The sequence below is a fragment of the Coprococcus sp. AF51-11b1 genome, from assembly GCF_027682785.1.
In the GTDB taxonomy this organism is placed as follows: domain Bacteria; phylum Bacillota; class Clostridia; order Lachnospirales; family Lachnospiraceae; genus Allocoprococcus; species Allocoprococcus comes.
Map to the genome: position 1 here is coordinate 26,662 of NZ_JAQCZB010000018.1, position 15,679 is coordinate 42,340.

Genomic DNA, 15,679 nt, shown 5'->3' on the forward strand with positions numbered 1-15,679 from the left:
GCGTTTCTCCTTTCCGTTTCGCTACACACAACATACTCCAAAGATGCATGGAAAGCTATTCACAATACCTACCAAAGATATCGATGCTGTTTTGCTCCTGCCCCTAGCAGATCCAACAATGTATGTATCGCACAATCATAGTCCTCACCCCCTTTACATATTTTCCATCTGAGATAGGAAATCCATCATCTGATCCGGGATATCCTCAGCCAGTGGATTTGTTCCATTTTGTTCCGCACCGCCACAAATGTTTAATTCCCGAACACTTTCTTTGATCGTCTTTTGGATGACCTCTTCCATCCACTTCCGGTCCTCTTTTTCCAGAATCGCCTGAACAAGGTACTGGTTTTTCTGTCCTTCCGAAACGCTCTGGAATTTCTCCCATGCTTTCTGGTGTTCCGGATTTTTCAGGTTTGGACGGAACGAATATACCGGACGTGTCATTTCGCCCACATCTGCTCTACAATCCGTTCATACCCGGCAGCGTTCGCATGGACGTCCTCGATAAAAACAGGGCGGCAAATCGCGTCCTGTGCGGTCACGTGGCGTTTTAAAATCGCAGAACCTCCACCCATAAATACGCTCGGCACTGCCCTGAGATCAAACCCGGATTCCGTTACCGCAGACAAGATTCTTTCGATGTATTTCCGTCCGTTTTCCTGTATGACAACTCTTGCATCTTCTGCCATGCTGCAGGTTTCCCCACGAAGCACACGTTCGATCTGTGTTTCCGTTACAGACAGTCCGGTATTTCTCCGCACCTGTTCTGCCGTCTCGTCAATACACCGGATCACACCCAGTTCCAGACTCCTGCAGGTTGCCGCATTCGGAACACCATTATCCAGTCTCATCAGATCAACCGTCCAGCCACCAACATCCACCAGAAGAACAGATGGTTCATTCTTCAGGTACTCTGGATGCAGAGCTAGGGCAGAGTAACCCTGTGGGAACAGTTTCACATCTTCGATCTGTATTTCATACCATTCACTTTCATATAAAAAGCGCACTGGCTGTTCTTTCCGCAACAGATACTCCTTAAATCCCTGTTTCTCCCTTCCAAAGCTGGACAAAGGCAGTCCAACAGCCAGAATGACTTCCGTCTTTCGTTCCGCTTTCCGGTTCTTGATTTCTTCTGCAATCGCAGCCAACGTCAGCAGATAATAATTATCATTGGACGTTTTATTTTTTACCAGCGTCTGTCTCCCTGTACCGCAGACATAATACTTTCCCCGATACTGCAGAACATTCTGCATCGTATACGGCTCATAATCATACTTGATAATGCCACTGGGAAAAGACACATGTTTTGTCTTAATCGCATAATACCCATGATCAATTCCTACTATCATCACAATCACATCCTTCTTTCATTTTTTCGTCTGGCATAAAGCCAAGAACCCTTTTTCTGCTGCAACGGATCGTTGCAAAAGTGCCTGTTTTGAACACTTTTCTAAGTTTCCACACCCCAAAACCTGCGGAAACTCTGGAGTTCTCATACCGCTGTTGCTTGAGGAACACTCCCTGTTCTTTCCCAGCCGGTTAAAAAATATCCCTCTCCCGGCGGCTGTCCAGCCTTTCCGGGAGAGGGATATATCGCAATGTTCCTTTTTGAACAATGGCCTGTCTTTTTATTTTTATGAGATGTTCTTCCTGCTTTTGTAACATGGCAGAATACTCATCTTCCGTCAAAAATTTCCGGATATAAGCTCCTTTTTTCCCCAGCGTGTTATCTATTTTTAACAGCTCTATTTCTACCATGTAATGGGTATCCGGATGATATCTGGTTTCACATAAAATGCTTTCGCCTTTGATATAATCTGATTTCACCGCCTCCCTTGCCGCCGCTAAAAGTTCATGGATACTTACCTCCACCTGCATCACCTCCTTCAAAAATAGCGAAAGAAAAGCAGACCCCTTAATCGAAGTCTGCCTCTGTTGGATATGGTAATCCTCTCTTCTTATATTTTAAATCAATCATTTTTCGGAGCTTCTCTCTTTTCTCTTTCGTTGGCGCATGCTTTTGAAATTCAACCAGCCATCTTTCTAATCTTCCATCATCATCGATCCACGTATCGTTTTCATATTCCCATTCATCTAATAACTTGATCAGCGCATCCAATGGTTCTTCCACATCATCGCCAAACTCTTTCCATAGATTTATTCCATAACTTTCCAAGCCAAAGAATTCTGTTAAAAATGAAAATCTCTCCATATCCCCCAATGTCATCTTTTTTCTGCCCATCAATAACTCCTGATCCCTGCTGCCACAGTAACTCAAGAAAATCTTTTTTTCTTTCTCACTTTCGGTCATAGATTGTCCCCTTTCAGAAATAATTCTTTATTACGAAACATTATAAATTTTTAACTCATTAGAATCAATATATATGTTTCCAAATAACGAAACTTTTATTTTTTAAGGAGAACGTATTATGCAGAAAATCAGACCAGATATGGATATCGGTAAAAATATTCAATCTCTTAGATACAAAAATAATCTAACGCAAGACCAGGTCATTGCAAAATTGAATCTCATGGATATTGTCATATCCAAAAGCACTTATGCCAAACTGGAAACAAACCGCATGAACATCAAAGTGTCTGAGTTAGTCGCTCTGGCAAAGATCTTTCATACAGATATCAATGCATTCTTTGATGGTCTGCTGTAACTCGACATTCACCTACTCCCTGTGTATATAATAATCTCTTAAAAAAGAACTAGTCTATATCGTTCTTATCGAATATAAACCAGTTCTTTTTTCTTATCAAATATACCTTTATAGGCTTGTATACTTTATCCATTTATTCCTTTAAAAAGCTGGTATGAAAGACTCCTCATTCTCTCATACCAGCTATCTATTTCTTATCTAACTGAATACACATTCTTTTCTATTCTTTGTGTATCCTGTACTTATATATGACAAAAATCAGACAACAGACACGCTATACACTCTTATGCTACATAATCCAGTTTACTGCATCCTGGTTCAAATGTCACATTGAAAATTCCAACCTGAGAAGTAGAGATCGGTGCAAGAAAACTTCTGCCGGAAAAATACTGTGCAAAACCATCGTTTGGTGCACCGATTGGAAATACCATCTCTTTTGCATGCGCCCGCATCGCTTCCTCTTCGTATGGCAAATCTCCTTCGCCTGTTTCCCACACTTCCTTTGCAAGATTGAAAACAGCCCATGCTTTTGGCCAACCTGCATAGAATGCGGCATGTGTGATCACTGCAGCAATCTCTTTTTGTGTCACACCATGATTTTTTGCATTTTGAAGATGATATCTTAAAGAAGAATCCGTAATTCCGGAAGCCATCAGAGCAACCACTGTAATAATGCTTCTTGTTTTTACGTCGATGTCCTGATTATTCCAGTTTTCGCCGAAAAGTACATCATCGTTAAAATGTGCAAATTCCGGTGCGAATTCACCAAGTGTATTTCTCCCTGCTGTCTGTACTATTTTTCCCATATTCTGTATACCTCCATAACGCTGTTATTTATAAAGAGTTTACCCATTCAGTGATTTCCTGTTTCGTTCCACAATTTAACAGTCTGCCTTCTGTAATAACTGCGTCTGATGCAGATGACTGCAATTCTTTCACAGTGTTCCCAAATCCACTTCCTCCGGATGTTGCAAAAAGCACAATCTTTTTACCACTGAAATCGTAAGCTTCTAAAAATGTATTGATGATTGTCGGAGCCACATACCACCAGATTGGGAATCCCAGAAGGATCTCGTCATAAGAACTCATATCCATCTCTTTTTTCATAATCGCCGGTCTATATTTTTTATCACTCATTTCCACACTGCTTCTGGATTTTTTATTCATCCAGTCAAGATCAAGCTTTGTATATGGAACTTTCGGCTCAATCTCAAACAAATCCGCTTTTGCTTCCTCTGCGATCATCTGTGCTACTTTTTTTGTTGTTCCGCTTGCACTGAAAAATGCTACTAATTTTTTACTCATAATAAAAAGCCCCTTTCTATACGTATTTTTCACAAAAAAATAGATATATAAGATTTACATTCATCTTACACATCTATTTTAAGCTCTATCGCTTCATTATGTCTAATGCTTATATTGAATTTTGTTTTATGCCTGAAAAGCATTAATCTCCTCGATCATTTTACGGACTGCCAAAGAATATGGGATATTCCGTCGCCAGGCAATCACCGTACTGGTTGTGATTTCAGGAGAAATTCTTCGCTGTACAAGAATATCCTCTCGCCAATACTTTGCAGCACCCTCAATTGAAATTGGATACCCCAGTCCATTTGCCGCCATAACTCCGGCATTCGTTCCAAGATTACTCGTAAAAGCAATCTGTAATTTTGAAAAGTCTTTCCCAAACCAGTTGGCAAGTTCACTTTGAACGTTCATTCTTTCCGGCAGGATCAAGGGCTTTCCAATAAGATCTTCTTTTTTTATAAACTCTTTTTCTGCCAGTGGATCATCCGGCCGCATTCCGACACACCAGTGATCGCAATCTGTGATCCGGATATAATCCAGCCCTTCGGTGTCCACCGGCTCCATGAATAATGCAATATCTACAAGTCCTTTGTTCATCATCTCATACACTGCATCTGCTGTTGCAGTATGCAATACAATCTGAACCAGCGGGTATTTTTCTTTATATGTTTTACATATCTCCGCCAATGTCTCAACCGCTGCAAATTCACCGCATCCAATGGTTATCGTGCCCTCTACAACCTCTTCTTTTCCTTTCAGTTCCTCAAGCGTTCTTTCCTCAAGATTAAGGATCTCCAGGGCACGCCTTTTTAATAAAATTCCTTCATCAGTAAGCGATATTTTCTTCCCGTTTCGAATAAATAATGTTATTCCCAGGTCCTCTTCAAATGCCGCCATTTGTCTGGATAGCGTTGGCTGGGTAATATGCAATTGTTCTGCTGCTTTTGTAAAGCTCTGTTCTTTTGCTACTGTTAAAAAATAGCGTAATAATCTTAATTCCATATCTTTATATTCCTACAAATTTTTCTTGTAACCATTCTATCATATTGCGTCCCAGACATCATCTATATCTTTACCTTTAATAATAAATCGCACACAAATCAATTATATCAAGAAGTAAATTATACTACTTCTTTGCTGTATCGTTCATTTCATGATTCATCGGTGCGTTCTGTGAATACAACGTTGCTTCCGAAAGCTTTGATGGTGCTGAATGATATAACATCAAGTCTTCTACATGAATTTTCATTCTATTTCTGATATATCAAATTCAACCGCTTTCATTAAAATCTTACTCTGTGGCATCTTTTATTTCTATTATATTTAACATTCTACCGCCACCTTGATCACGCCGTTCCTCTTATTTTCAAAAAGTTCATAGGCTTCTTCGATTCTGCTAAGTGGATAGGTGTGTGTGATCAGTGGTTCCGTATTGATCTTACCTTCCGCGATCAGTCTCAGCGTTTCTTCACAATCACAACCGTCTACTCCTCCTGTTTTAAAAGTCAGATTCTTTCCATACATATCCGGCAGAGGTAACGTCTGGGCTTTATCGTAAAGTGCCACCACCGTCACGATTGCATTTGGCCTTGCGCATTCCCATGCAAGACGGAAAGTAGATTCTGCTCCTGCAACTTCAAGAACAACATCCGCTCCACCATGCTCGCTGTTTGCCTGAACAAAATCAAAACATTCTTCCGGCGAAACTGTAAGAACTTCCGGATAATGTTCCCTGATAAAGTGCATACGCTTTTCGTCTTTTTCACACATGATGATCCGCTTCGGATTTTTCAGCATAACAGACAGTAAGGTACAGATACCTGTAGGACCGGCTCCAATGATCAGCACCGTGTCATCCTCAGTGATCTCGGAAATATGTGCTGCCCAGTAACCGGTGGCAAGTACATCTCCTACAAATAACGCCTGTCTGTCCGTAACTTTATCCGGAATCTTATTCAGCCCCTGATCTGCAAATGGTACGCGGACATATTCTGCCTGACCGCCATCGATACGGCATCCAAGAGCCCAGCCGCCATTTTCATCGGTACAGTTATTCACATAACCTTTCTTGCAGAAAAAACATTCTCCACAAAAAGTTTCTACATTTACCGTCACCCGGTCTCCTGGCTTCACATTCTTCACAGCAGTTCCGACTTCTTCCACAATTCCAACCATCTCATGACCGACTGTAATCCCCGGCACTGCCCGTGGAACGCTTCCATGCTTAATGTGCAGGTCACTGGAACAAATGCTGGCAAGTGTCACCTTTACAATGGCATCTCTTTCATGCATCAGCACAGGCTTTGGCTTTTCCATTAATTCAAATTTTCCTTTTGAAACATAAGTATAAGTCTGCATTCTTTTCCCCATCACTTTCTATAATAATTTATCCAGAATTTCCGCTGCTGATCTATTACCGAATACGCCATTGCCAAATAACAACCAAGATAAGAAGGTGCACCGGATAAAACGCATAACAGAAATACTTGAACCACTTGCTATGGTACCCCTGCTCTCCATGATATAACCAGATTGGAATCAGTGCCAGCAGTGCAAAGCTCTGCTGTGCAATCTCAAAATGATGTCCCAGAATCGTTACCGGATAATACAGATTCCCCAGCATAACTACATTCAAATAATACAGTCCGACAAGCTGTGCCGCAAAAGAAATCCATGTTTTCTTGCGAAAAAAATAAAAAAGCATTACCGTCAGTATTCCTGCAGCATTGTAATCTACCATGGTTATGGTTCCAAGCAGAAAATCCATCAAAAGCACGAGGCAAACCACAAAAAACGATATCCATTTCTTTTGTTTCTTCTTTGCCTTTTCAATGATCTGTATCGATAACACCCCTAATAAAAAGGTCCATAGTACATTTTGATGAAACGGGTAAAATACAGAACTTCCCATAATCAGGTTAAATGGTATTTCTGAAATTATGGCAAATAGAAAAAGACGCAGCATGTATTTTTTCACATTCGAAGTATAATAGCATCCTTCTGCGATCATAAATGCGAAAATCGGAAAAGCAAGTCTTCCTACGCATGTCAGCCATTCCTGTGCTGGAAATAGTGTCGCCCACAAATGATCACATAACATAAACAGCATTGCCAGAATATGTAGTGTAAACGAATCAATTCCTCTTTTTTTCTCCATAGGTTCTTCTCCATCTATCCAGGCATAGATATCTGCCTTTTATTCTTTTCATTATATTATGGAGCATTATCCAACGTCAATCAACTCTTGCGTCCTAATCTATCACTAATTCAGCCAGAACTCAAATACTCAACGCATTCTACTCATAAGGGGTGTTCATTTCTTATAATTTATATTATGCTTAGATTAAACAGAAGGGAGTGAATTATATGGATTTAATCAAAATCGGAAAATATATTGCAGAAAAAAGAAAAGCTCTTGGACTGACGCAGAAGCAATTGGCAGAAAAACTGAATATGAGTGACAAATCGGTTTCTAAATGGGAACGAGGCATATGCCTGCCGGACGTGTCAATTTATATGGAATTGTGTAGCATACTTAGAATCAGCATTAATGAATTTCTTGCAGGTGAAGATATCGGTGCTGAAAATGTAATTGAAAAATCAGACAGCAATCTTATTCAGATTACAAAAGAGAGTAAAAAGAAACAAAAAAATTTAAAAACAATTCTTGCTGTAGTAACTGTTTTTGCAGTAACTGTCTCTGCGATCCTTGGCACTTTATTCTTTCACAAACTGATACAGCCAAAAAATTATATTACCGCAGTTGATCAGACAAGTACTGAGATGAAAACAGCAGAATTATTATCCGGAACAAACGGCGCATATCTTTTTCATTATTTTACAAAAGATGAATTTAAAACACTCACCATTTATGTATCTGAATATCAGTCTGGGACACTGATCAGTAAAAGTAAAGTGGCTGATTTGGACTATGACGGAATCGATTCCCCTTCCAGAGGCGTCATTGCTGTTGTGCCGGATTTTGAATCTTTTAAGGTAAAATTAATTGTAGCAGATGATTATGCAAAATATTCTACGGATTTTCCTATTTTAGAAAATATAGAAAACAGAGAATATTATGGCAGAAGTGCAAGCCAGATAAAAGGGGAGATTCCGATTCAGATTCATTCAGCTTCGACAATAGAAGGCAAGACTGCTATCCCTTCAGACTCTGAACAGGGATTAATGGCTCTAATCTATGGAAAAGACGGGCTGTCAGGGATTCCTATCACGGAAATGGAAAAAGGAATCGTTGGTGTGGAAAATGATTATGTATATTATCTTTCCTTCCAATTTGGGGGTAATCAAAGTTTTTGAGGGGATGTCTTTTTGAGGGTTTAGATTGACGATTCCTTAAGGGTCTATATCATTTACAACAAATATTATAAGGCTTTCTATATTTTTACAGTTTCATAGCACTGCGGATGCAGTTCTCAATAAATTCTTCTCCCAAATCTGTATTCAGGCTGAGATCAAAGTTTCCGGCTGCACCACACATACGTCGGGTGTAATAGCAATAGTTATCTGCACGCAGTTTTTCATTTTTCTGAACCGTAGCTTTGGCTTCTCCCTCAGAGATATTCTGTCTCTGTGCCACTCTTCTAATTCTGCTCACAAGAGGTGCTGAAAAAAATACTTTCAAACAGTTTCCGGAATTTCTGAGAACGTAATCTGCACAACGGCCTACTATCACGCAATTGCCTTTTTTCGCAAGATTGCGTACAACCTGGCATTCTGCCTCGAAAATTTTATCCTTCGGCGCTTCATCCCGTCTGTCTGTATTCAGATACATCTGATTGACCAGATCATAAAGAAGACTGTTTGTCATGATCTCCTTGTTTTTCTTAACGAATTCCGGTGTGTATCCGGTGGTCCCTGCTGTCTGTTCTTTTGCTTCGTTCTTGTTTTCTGCAGATACGCTTTCCGGGAAAATCATATCTTTCAGGAATGCAAGTTTCTTACCGATGAGTCTGGCGATAAAGCCTACCAGAAGGGCAGCAATAACAGTACCTTCTCTTATACCAGCCAGTCTGTCCGTTGCGATTTTCCCCTGATATAAAAGCAGGCAATGAAATTGCCGCCCGGTTTCAAAACACGCCATATTTCATGAAATGCTTTTTGCTTGTCCGGAAATGCATGAAAACCATTCATACTGACAACAGTATCTAAAAGCTTAAAACTATCGTTCTCTGATCTTTCTGACATTACGATTCATGAGGTGTCTTCCAATATGTCTATAAACAAATGCTTTAAAGGCTGAAATTTCTTGATGATGTTCCTTCAATAGTTCATCTGGACAATCATAAACACCAAAATCCTGATTGATTCCCTCGCTCTGAATATAAGTATTGTTCCTATCAAACTCAATAATGAGATTTCTGAAATCTTTGACTGCTACTCCATAACCGCAAAATGCACCTGTACATTCCGAATTTTGTTCCTGCAACTTCTTTATGTAGGTTTTATCCAAAATGAAAGCTTCCAGTTCGTACCACTGATTTTCGAAATTAATTTCTACCCAGCTATGGAAAATACTTTTTGGAGCATTACGGTAAACAAACCCGGTCATAGCCCCTTTCTGCAATCTTTTATCAATCGTAAAACCATGTACTCTGCATGGAATATTGCAGGCACGTAAAAGTGCCATAAATAAAGTTCCTTTTGTATTACATTGTCCATAACCATCTGCAAGTACTTTTGAAGCTGAAATTCCATCATCAATATTATATCCAAATAAAACATCATCTCTTACATAGTTGTAGATTGCCTTAATCCTTTCAAATTCACCCATTTCCTTCCATTTCATATTTTGAATAAGTTTTTGAATTGCCGGATTAGAAAAATCAACCATTCGTGTTTCCCTAAGATACTTATCTTTCATTTCCTATCGCCTTTCCCATAGGTTTTCTCACAACACAATGCATTCGCATACCTTTACGAATTTCAAATTTTTCTATTTTTAATCCTGCTTTTTTGCAACATTTTATGACCACATCTCTTGTTGGCACTTGGACATCTCCATGTCCGCATATATTTGCCAACAGCATTTCCAATGTATTCATTAGCCATACCAATACTTTATTGTCACTGGTCACATCTCTCAGTATCAATCTTCCATTTGGGCGAAGACATCTTTTCACACTGTCAAAAAATGCCTGTGGATTCGGATAATGATGGAAGCTCATAGAACAAATAATTGCATCAAATGAATCCTTTTCAAAAGGAAAGTTCTCACAGTCTCCTACAACAAATGTTGCATTTGAAATATTTTTCTTTTTTGCCTGTTCAATCATGGCAGGAGTCAGATCCAGTCCTGTATAATGTCGATCTGGATATTTTTCTGCTAATAAAGAAATCATCGGAGCAGGTCCGCAGCCTGCATCCAATAAATCTCTAAATGGCTCCTTCTCTAATTCTTCCAGAATATCCGGATAATCCTTCTTGCACATTTCGTAAATACCAGCATGGCTACTTTCATATCTTCCTGCTGCTTTTGTAAACTCTTTAATTGACATTTTTTTATATTCTTCATTTTTCATACTTTTTCTCCAATCACAGTACCTTTTTCGTCTTGCATCCGCATTTCTTCATTCTTTTCATATAAGCATAAAACTGCTTACGCAATTCCCTCATTTCATCTGGTGCCTTCATAGCATGTTGATACATAAATTTATCTCCAAAACTACTTCCAAATGTAACTGCCAGCATAATCGTCAGAAATGACAATGGCAAAAAGCGAAAAATATTCATTTTCCATGGTGACAGTTTACCCTTTTGTTTTCGCAAAAAGTTAAAATTTCTTTTCAGCCTTTCCGCTGTTTTCCTCATAATTTTCCATTCTTTTTCCACTTTCTCCGGATCGTCTGATTCATAATACGCATCCGCAATCGGTACCACCATAGCAAGATGACAAAGCTGCCATAGATGCATATCCGTTACTTTCTGGTATGGTATATGAGCATGCCTCAATATCTCTGAAAACTGCTTAGTTCTTTCGGATTTATTTCCTGATATTTCTGCAAATGTTGTCGGCTGAATCAACCTTGGAGTGAGTGCTGCATCAAGGATACCATCATCATTTATACTTCCGCCTGCTCCTGGAAAAGCCGGTAATATTCTCCCTTTTCCAACAATGTTTTCCCATTTATTGTAACTGCCCAGTGAATTTATCATTGTAACAATCGTATTACTTTTATTATTTTTCAATTCAATCAGTGCTTCATACAGCTGGTTTTCCCGGACAGTAAGCAAGACAAAATCATAAATATCATCGTTTGGTAGTTCTCCAAGAATCCTAATTTCTGCCTTTATTACTTCCTGATTTTTCTTATATAGCAATCCATTATTTCTTAAAGCCTCAAATCTTTTTCCTCTGGCATAAATACTTGTATCATAACCGGCTTCTGCAAATAAAGCTGCATACAAGGAGCCGATCACACCCGCACCATAAATCAATATTCTCATAAGAATCATTCCTCTCCTCTTACCCCAGTGTCACATCCAAGATCATCATCAAACTAAATCCAAGTGCAAAGAAAAGCGTACCGATATTTGAGTGCTGTCCCTGAGACATTTCCGGAATTAGTTCTTCAACCACGACATATAACATAGCTCCTGCTGCAAAGCTGAGTAAATATGGTAATGCCGGGATTACCAGCTGTGCAGCAAGAATCGTCAGTACTGCTCCAATCGGTTCAACCACTCCTGAAAGTACACCTCCCAGAAATGCCTTTCTCTTACTTTCCCCCTCTGCCCTAAGCGGCATGGATATAATCGCTCCTTCTGGAAAATTCTGGATAGCAATTCCAAGTGATAAAGCAAGTGCACTTGTTGCTGTAATCTGTGCATTTTCAGCAAGAAATCCAGCATACATTACACCAACTGCCATACCTTCAGGGATGTTATGTAATGTAACTGCCAACACCATCATCGTAGTACGGCCAAGTTTGCTTTTCGGTCCCTCTGCCTGATCACTTCCAACATGAAGATGCGGAATCAAATGATCAAGTGCGCGTAAAAACAATATACCAATCCAGAACCCAGCAACTGCAGGAACAAACGATAAAGTTCCCATATTCTCAGATTGTTTAATTGCCGGAATCAGAAGACTCCAGATTGAAGCCGCAACCATTATACCTGCTGCAAACCCTGCAAGTGCACGTTGCAGTAACTTGCTAAGTGTTTTTCTCATAAAAAACACGCATGCTGCACCTAGCGTTGTTCCAACAAACGGAATCAGTATACCTTCAAAAATATTTATTCGCATTATATTTTTCTTCCATATATGCTCGAAAAAATTCATTGGCAAAAATAATTATCTTCAGCGGTATAGTATTAGTTCTATAGCTTATTGATTATATTGCCTAATACCTAATATATGTTATTCTATAATCTTTCATACTTTCATTGTGTTAGTTTCAACTAACCATCTAGTATAAAGAAAACCGTGCAAAAAGCAAACTGTAATTTTACACGGTTCTCTTATGCTTAAGTATATCACTTACGTAATCATATAACAATATATTTCTTTCAACAATTTACAAAACTGGGCGGTGGAATTTACTCTTTCACACAATAATGTTATGGTTGTATCTCCTTCTGACAGCAGTACTGTAAAAATATCATATCTTCCAAAGGTGTAAATTCTACGTTTTTGCATTCGACTCTACGATTGCTGCATCAATCTTCTGAAAACGTTCTGTCAAATCTCTTTCCTCCTTCGTGTCATCTGATACAATACGGTTACCATTACAGAATTATTTTCCCAAGCTGCCAGAATGCCACCGCACTCGCCGCTGCCACATTCAGCGAATCAACGCCATGTGTCATCGGAATTTTAACCGTATAATCACATAGCGCTATTGTCTCGTTTTCCAGTCCTTCACCTTCATTTCCAAGAATAACTGCCAACTTTTCTTCCTTCATCAGTTCCGAATCATCGATGCTGACCGAATCATCAGTCAACGCAAGTGCTGCCGTCTTATAGCCAAGCTTTTTCAATTCTGCAATCACCTGTTTTGGCCAGATTACTTCCCGCTTGCACCGCATTTCATTGCTATCCCGGATAAATGTCCACGGAATCTGAAATACGGTTCCCATACTCACCCTGGAAGCCCGTCTGTAAAGCGGATCACTGCATCCCGGACTCAGAAGTACCGCCTCCATATTAAGAGCCGCTGCAGACCGGAAAATTGCTCCTACATTTGTCGGATTCTGCACATTTTCAAGAATCGCGATTCTGTTTATCCCATCACACAGATCCTGAAATTTTCGAAGCGGTTTCCGTCTCATTGCGCAAAGCATTCCTCTGGTCAGTTTGAAGCCTGTCAATTTAGTCAGCACCTCAAAATCCGCTGTAAAAATCGATACTTTCGTGTCATCAAATCTGTTCATAATCTGGATTGTTTCTTCATTCTCTTCCATCTGCTTCTTTTCAACAAGAACAGACAATGGCTCATAACCTGCATCCAACGCTCTGCCGATCACCTTCGGACTTTCCGCAATGAACATTCCATCTTCTGGGTGATCTTTATTCAGAAGCCGTGCTTCTGTGCACCTGGCATAAATATCCAATTCCGGCGCATTAAAGTCTTTGATTTCTATTACGTTCAGCATTTCTTTTCCCCTGTTTTCATCCGCATATTTAATCTGATCACCTTTTACAGACCTTCGCGATACACCTTATTGATCGTTGCCTGCGCATGTTCCAATTCTTTTTTCTGGATAATTGCGTTCCGATCGCTTAGAATTGCCAGCATCTCATCCACCACATCTTCCGGTCGCGGATCTGATATGCGGTACAGATAGCCGAGCATTCTTGTTGCTGTATAATCTGTGTTCATCTGTTTATAAGCAATTTCCCTGCAAAGGCTGTCCGGATAGCCTTTCTGTTGCAGTGCTTTGTATAATTCATCCTGTTTTGATTGTGCCATAAATTATTCTCCAATATAATGCTTTTTATTATTCTTCTCTTAAAAATATTGATTCCAACAATCTGCATCCCGCTGCCGTCTTAAAAATACGGGATTTCGCATTTTCAATCGACACTTTTGAAAAATTACTCTCACTTGCATTTACAAGAAAATCTGCCTCTATTAAAATCTGATAATCAATCCCATCTATATTGGTGTATGTATGATGATGTGTGACCAGCCAGATAATACGCTCCACTTTCTGTTCTGATACAGGCATTCCTTCAAAAAACTCCTTTACCAGCGGTTCACTTTCAAGTTCCTGATTTTTACCATTTGTGTTTCCATATTTTTCACGGCAAAGTGGACAGGATATATCATGCACCACAGCTGCAAGTTCAAGAATTCCCTGTGTGTTTTCATCCACACTTTCCTGCTCCCCTATCGTCTTTGCATACGCCCATACTTTCAGGAAATGTTCGATATCTCTCAAATTCCCCTGATAAAAATCAATCATTTTTTCAATGGCAACTGCTGTTATTTTAGATTTTTCGTCTTTCATTGCATTCTTCCTCCTGACTTCTTCTGATTTATCTTTTATAACTATAGCACACTTTTCATTCGCAAATCTATTTTTTGTATTCTAGTCTTGCACCTGCTAGAGCGCGCCCATGGAACACACAAATGGAGCTCTAACTTTTTACAGTTAATTCTCTATTTGCTTCGCTTGTCCTGCTGCTGAAGATAAAACATTGCCTTTTGAGTTTCAATCTCCGCTTTCAGTTCTTCTTTTGTCGGCAAATATAATTTGTACTTGGAAGCAAATTTTTCAATGTACTTAGAGTATATGAAATTTGAGCTTTATCTTGTAGTTACGAATATCTGCATAAATAGAAAAAAGCCCTTTGAAAAAAGAATTTTCTCCTCTCTCAAAAGGCAAGTTAAAAAATTAATATCTATGTGTTATAATGTTCCACTATATTTCGAACGAAAAAATATCAAAATTTCAGATATTTTTTACCTTACCAGACAGAATCCTCACACAATCATTACGTTTTCCTCGGGAGAGAGCATTGCGACTACAATCCCGATAAAAGAACTTATGCTCTACTTGCCGGAAGAAGATTTTCTAAATATCTCAAAGGACGTTGTTCTTCGAAAAAATCAAATTGTTCATATATCTGACAAAGGACTTTATACAATGACTGATGGTGCTGTCTTTCAAGGAAGAAAACGTAATCTGAGTCAGCACAAACAAATCCGTAAGTCACTTGGTTTAAATGTGCAGAACTATTCGGAGGTTTCAGAAGACAGCTCACTTCAATTATTTGATAGCTGTAGCTTTCTCAATGATATGCCACTTGCTTTTTGTATTATTGAACTTGTATTTGATGCGGAGGGACATGGTGTAGACTTTGTATTCCGTTACTGTAATGATGAAATGGCTGTTGTTGAGGGCGTTCCCGTTTCAGAAATGTTGAATCATTCCTTTTATGAAGTCTTTGAAAATGGGGATAAAAAATGGCTTGTTACTTATGCGGATGTGGCGTTAAACGGCAATAAACATATCCTGCAGGATTATAGTCCGGAAATCGACAAGACTCTGACCATCTACTGTTTTCAACCTGCCAGCGGATATTGTGCATGTGTATTGATTCCGTCTTAGTGTTCTGCTATTTGGCGTATGCGATTACAAAATTATTTTTCTGTAAACAAAAAAGTGCGGAAGTCCTTGATTTTGGTGTGCTACCCGTCAAGTAGACAAATTAAATAACGAAAATTTTTTCTTCCCCG

At 39.2% G+C, this 15,679-nt stretch carries 21 protein-coding genes and 1 pseudogene; 3 read left to right on the forward strand and 19 right to left on the reverse strand.

Annotated elements, in window-relative coordinates; translation table 11 throughout:
- Positions 1-153 precede the first annotated feature (153 nt).
- The 4 genes from PGY05_RS15370 to PGY05_RS15385 all read right to left on the reverse strand — a co-directional run bounded on the left by PGY05_RS15370 (position 154) and on the right by PGY05_RS15385 (position 2,242).
- Positions 154-444, reverse strand: a complete 291-nt coding sequence (locus PGY05_RS15370; protein ID WP_117657591.1) for a plasmid segregation centromere-binding protein ParR — start codon at positions 442-444, stop codon at positions 154-156.
- Positions 441-1,349 (reverse strand): ParM/StbA family protein, encoded by a 909-nt coding sequence (locus tag PGY05_RS15375; protein ID WP_181973736.1) that lies wholly within the window; start codon positions 1,347-1,349, stop codon positions 441-443. Before PGY05_RS15375 ends, PGY05_RS15370 begins: the two co-directional genes overlap by 4 nt.
- 190 nt (positions 1,350-1,539) lie before the next feature.
- Entirely contained in the window at positions 1,540-1,878 is a 339-nt protein-coding gene (locus PGY05_RS15380) for a DUF5720 family protein (protein WP_181973735.1), read from the reverse strand.
- A gap of 37 nt (positions 1,879-1,915) precedes the next feature.
- Positions 1,916-2,242 (reverse strand): hypothetical protein, encoded by a 327-nt coding sequence (locus PGY05_RS15385; RefSeq protein WP_226969491.1) that lies wholly within the window; start codon positions 2,240-2,242, stop codon positions 1,916-1,918.
- Positions 2,243-2,429: 187 nt separating this feature from the next.
- On the opposite strand from PGY05_RS15385, the gene PGY05_RS15390 reads away from it, so the two are divergent.
- A complete protein-coding gene (locus PGY05_RS15390; RefSeq protein ID WP_117657590.1) occupies positions 2,430-2,666 on the forward strand; it encodes a helix-turn-helix domain-containing protein in 237 nt (78 codons plus the stop codon).
- Positions 2,667-2,974: 308 nt separating this feature from the next.
- On the opposite strand, the pseudogene PGY05_RS15395 reads toward PGY05_RS15390, so the two are convergent.
- The 6 genes and pseudogenes from PGY05_RS15395 to PGY05_RS15420 all read right to left on the reverse strand — a co-directional run.
- Positions 2,975-3,472 (reverse strand): annotated as a pseudogene (locus PGY05_RS15395) (carboxymuconolactone decarboxylase family protein); the annotation flags it as partial.
- A gap of 28 nt (positions 3,473-3,500) precedes the next feature.
- On the reverse strand, positions 3,501-3,971 hold the full coding sequence (locus PGY05_RS15400; protein WP_025577056.1) for a flavodoxin: 471 nt from the start codon (positions 3,969-3,971) through the stop codon (positions 3,501-3,503).
- Between the two features lie 126 nt (positions 3,972-4,097).
- Entirely contained in the window at positions 4,098-4,976 is an 879-nt protein-coding gene (locus tag PGY05_RS15405) for a LysR family transcriptional regulator (protein WP_270476257.1), read from the reverse strand.
- A gap of 124 nt (positions 4,977-5,100) precedes the next feature.
- Positions 5,101-5,223: a hypothetical protein gene (locus PGY05_RS15410; RefSeq protein ID WP_270476259.1), complete on the reverse strand. Its 123-nt coding sequence runs from the start codon at positions 5,221-5,223 to the stop codon at positions 5,101-5,103.
- Between the two features lie 74 nt (positions 5,224-5,297).
- Positions 5,298-6,332, reverse strand: a complete 1,035-nt coding sequence (locus tag PGY05_RS15415; RefSeq protein ID WP_270476269.1) for an alcohol dehydrogenase — start codon at positions 6,330-6,332, stop codon at positions 5,298-5,300.
- A gap of 55 nt (positions 6,333-6,387) precedes the next feature.
- Positions 6,388-7,131: a TraX family protein gene (locus tag PGY05_RS15420; protein ID WP_270476261.1), complete on the reverse strand. Its 744-nt coding sequence runs from the start codon at positions 7,129-7,131 to the stop codon at positions 6,388-6,390.
- 209 nt (positions 7,132-7,340) lie between these two features.
- Between PGY05_RS15420 and PGY05_RS15425 the strand changes: the two genes are divergently transcribed.
- The gene (locus tag PGY05_RS15425) at positions 7,341-8,291 is read left to right on the forward strand and encodes a helix-turn-helix domain-containing protein (RefSeq protein ID WP_270476262.1); all 951 of its coding nucleotides are present in this window, start codon (positions 7,341-7,343) and stop codon (positions 8,289-8,291) included.
- Positions 8,292-8,376: 85 nt separating this feature from the next.
- Here PGY05_RS15425 and PGY05_RS15430 read toward each other — a convergent pair whose 3' ends face one another.
- From PGY05_RS15430 to PGY05_RS15470, 9 genes are all read right to left on the reverse strand, one after another.
- Positions 8,377-9,075, reverse strand: a complete 699-nt coding sequence (locus PGY05_RS15430; protein ID WP_330673033.1) for a cytidylate kinase-like family protein — start codon at positions 9,073-9,075, stop codon at positions 8,377-8,379.
- Positions 8,991-9,179 (reverse strand): class I SAM-dependent methyltransferase, encoded by a 189-nt coding sequence (locus tag PGY05_RS16735; RefSeq protein WP_334304107.1) that lies wholly within the window; start codon positions 9,177-9,179, stop codon positions 8,991-8,993. The genes PGY05_RS15430 and PGY05_RS16735 overlap by 85 nt, the downstream gene beginning before the upstream one ends.
- A complete protein-coding gene (locus tag PGY05_RS15440; protein WP_117834805.1) occupies positions 9,154-9,855 on the reverse strand; it encodes a transglutaminase-like domain-containing protein in 702 nt (233 codons plus the stop codon). The genes PGY05_RS16735 and PGY05_RS15440 overlap by 26 nt, the downstream gene beginning before the upstream one ends.
- Entirely contained in the window at positions 9,845-10,513 is a 669-nt protein-coding gene (locus tag PGY05_RS15445) for a class I SAM-dependent methyltransferase (RefSeq protein WP_270476263.1), read from the reverse strand. Before PGY05_RS15445 ends, PGY05_RS15440 begins: the two co-directional genes overlap by 11 nt.
- 13 nt (positions 10,514-10,526) lie before the next feature.
- On the reverse strand, positions 10,527-11,438 hold the full coding sequence (locus PGY05_RS15450) for a ketopantoate reductase family protein (RefSeq protein ID WP_270476264.1): 912 nt from the start codon (positions 11,436-11,438) through the stop codon (positions 10,527-10,529).
- Between the two features lie 19 nt (positions 11,439-11,457).
- Positions 11,458-12,240 (reverse strand): ZIP family metal transporter, encoded by a 783-nt coding sequence (locus PGY05_RS15455; RefSeq protein ID WP_270476265.1) that lies wholly within the window; start codon positions 12,238-12,240, stop codon positions 11,458-11,460.
- A 482-nt stretch (positions 12,241-12,722) separates the two neighbouring features.
- On the reverse strand, positions 12,723-13,589 hold the full coding sequence (locus PGY05_RS15460) for a TrmH family RNA methyltransferase (protein WP_270476266.1): 867 nt from the start codon (positions 13,587-13,589) through the stop codon (positions 12,723-12,725).
- Between the two features lie 44 nt (positions 13,590-13,633).
- Positions 13,634-13,906 (reverse strand): hypothetical protein, encoded by a 273-nt coding sequence (locus PGY05_RS15465; RefSeq protein WP_008369091.1) that lies wholly within the window; start codon positions 13,904-13,906, stop codon positions 13,634-13,636.
- Between the two features lie 28 nt (positions 13,907-13,934).
- The gene (locus PGY05_RS15470; RefSeq protein WP_055248911.1) at positions 13,935-14,447 is read right to left on the reverse strand and encodes an HD domain-containing protein; all 513 of its coding nucleotides are present in this window, start codon (positions 14,445-14,447) and stop codon (positions 13,935-13,937) included.
- 285 nt (positions 14,448-14,732) lie between these two features.
- On the opposite strand from PGY05_RS15470, the gene PGY05_RS15475 reads away from it, so the two are divergent.
- On the forward strand, positions 14,733-15,551 hold the full coding sequence (locus tag PGY05_RS15475; protein WP_270476267.1) for a LytTR family transcriptional regulator DNA-binding domain-containing protein: 819 nt from the start codon (positions 14,733-14,735) through the stop codon (positions 15,549-15,551).
- Positions 15,552-15,679: the final 128 nt, after the last annotated feature.

Excerpts from the sequence above, each read along its gene's own strand:
- PGY05_RS15370 (WP_117657591.1), bottom strand. The coding sequence starts at position 444 with ATGACACGTCCGGTATATTCGTTCCGTCCAAACCTGAAAAATCCGGAA.
- PGY05_RS15375 (WP_181973736.1), bottom strand. The coding sequence starts at position 1,349 with ATGATAGTAGGAATTGATCATGGGTATTATGCGATTAAGACAAAACAT.
- PGY05_RS15380 (WP_181973735.1), bottom strand. The coding sequence starts at position 1,878 with ATGCAGGTGGAGGTAAGTATCCATGAACTTTTAGCGGCGGCAAGGGAG.
- PGY05_RS15385 (WP_226969491.1), bottom strand. The coding sequence starts at position 2,242 with ATGGGCAGAAAAAAGATGACATTGGGGGATATGGAGAGATTTTCATTT.
- PGY05_RS15390 (WP_117657590.1), top strand. The coding sequence starts at position 2,430 with ATGCAGAAAATCAGACCAGATATGGATATCGGTAAAAATATTCAATCT.
- PGY05_RS15400 (WP_025577056.1), bottom strand. The coding sequence starts at position 3,971 with ATGAGTAAAAAATTAGTAGCATTTTTCAGTGCAAGCGGAACAACAAAA.
- PGY05_RS15405 (WP_270476257.1), bottom strand. The coding sequence starts at position 4,976 with ATGGAATTAAGATTATTACGCTATTTTTTAACAGTAGCAAAAGAACAG.
- PGY05_RS15410 (WP_270476259.1), bottom strand. The coding sequence starts at position 5,223 with ATGAAAATTCATGTAGAAGACTTGATGTTATATCATTCAGCACCATCA.
- PGY05_RS15415 (WP_270476269.1), bottom strand. The coding sequence starts at position 6,332 with ATGCAGACTTATACTTATGTTTCAAAAGGAAAATTTGAATTAATGGAA.
- PGY05_RS15420 (WP_270476261.1), bottom strand. The coding sequence starts at position 7,131 with ATGGAGAAAAAAAGAGGAATTGATTCGTTTACACTACATATTCTGGCA.
- PGY05_RS15425 (WP_270476262.1), top strand. The coding sequence starts at position 7,341 with ATGGATTTAATCAAAATCGGAAAATATATTGCAGAAAAAAGAAAAGCT.
- PGY05_RS15430 (WP_330673033.1), bottom strand. The coding sequence starts at position 9,075 with ATGGCGTGTTTTGAAACCGGGCGGCAATTTCATTGCCTGCTTTTATAT.
- PGY05_RS16735 (WP_334304107.1), bottom strand. The coding sequence starts at position 9,179 with ATGTCAGAAAGATCAGAGAACGATAGTTTTAAGCTTTTAGATACTGTT.
- PGY05_RS15440 (WP_117834805.1), bottom strand. The coding sequence starts at position 9,855 with ATGAAAGATAAGTATCTTAGGGAAACACGAATGGTTGATTTTTCTAAT.
- PGY05_RS15445 (WP_270476263.1), bottom strand. The coding sequence starts at position 10,513 with ATGAAAAATGAAGAATATAAAAAAATGTCAATTAAAGAGTTTACAAAA.
- PGY05_RS15450 (WP_270476264.1), bottom strand. The coding sequence starts at position 11,438 with ATGAGAATATTGATTTATGGTGCGGGTGTGATCGGCTCCTTGTATGCA.
- PGY05_RS15455 (WP_270476265.1), bottom strand. The coding sequence starts at position 12,240 with ATGCGAATAAATATTTTTGAAGGTATACTGATTCCGTTTGTTGGAACA.
- PGY05_RS15460 (WP_270476266.1), bottom strand. The coding sequence starts at position 13,589 with ATGCTGAACGTAATAGAAATCAAAGACTTTAATGCGCCGGAATTGGAT.
- PGY05_RS15465 (WP_008369091.1), bottom strand. The coding sequence starts at position 13,906 with ATGGCACAATCAAAACAGGATGAATTATACAAAGCACTGCAACAGAAA.
- PGY05_RS15470 (WP_055248911.1), bottom strand. The coding sequence starts at position 14,447 with ATGAAAGACGAAAAATCTAAAATAACAGCAGTTGCCATTGAAAAAATG.
- PGY05_RS15475 (WP_270476267.1), top strand. The coding sequence starts at position 14,733 with ATGAAATTTGAGCTTTATCTTGTAGTTACGAATATCTGCATAAATAGA.